The sequence below is a fragment of the Streptomyces sp. SID14478 genome, from assembly GCF_010548525.1.
Lineage (GTDB): Bacteria > Actinomycetota > Actinomycetes > Streptomycetales > Streptomycetaceae > Streptomyces.
The window spans coordinates 1-353 of sequence record NZ_JAAGMG010000975.1 but is presented as its reverse complement, the minus strand read 5'-3'; the positions used below and the strand labels follow the sequence as shown (position 1 = coordinate 353).

The 353-nt window shown below is 72.0% G+C and carries 1 protein-coding gene; it reads right to left on the bottom strand.

All coding sequences use genetic code 11. The features are described 5' to 3' along the window. On the bottom strand, positions 1–353 hold a 353-nt coding region (locus tag G3I40_RS31210; RefSeq protein WP_239092046.1), incomplete at both ends, for a DUF6457 domain-containing protein.

The following is a 353-nucleotide window of genomic DNA, read 5'->3' as shown; positions in this document are numbered from 1 at the left end:
CGACCCCGTGCGCGGCGTCGCGGGCGAGGTCGAGCAGAACGCCGGTGTCGACGTCCAGGTCGAGGCCCAGTTCGTCCTTGGCTGCGGTGATCCATTCATCAAGCACTCGTCCATGCTCCCTGATCCGTGACCGGGCGGCGGCGATGTCGTCCCAGGTGTCGCAGTCGAAGGACGCGACGGGGTCGGTGATACGGGTGAGGTTCAGCTTCCGTACGAGCAGACGCAGGGGGAGCCCGGTGAGCGCGCCGTGCTCGGTCCGCAGCGCGGCGAGGACCCGGCGCAGGGCGTCGCCCCGGTACGCGGCGACGAGCGGCTGGTCCCGCCCGTCGCCGTCGGTGAGCAGCGCGCCTTCG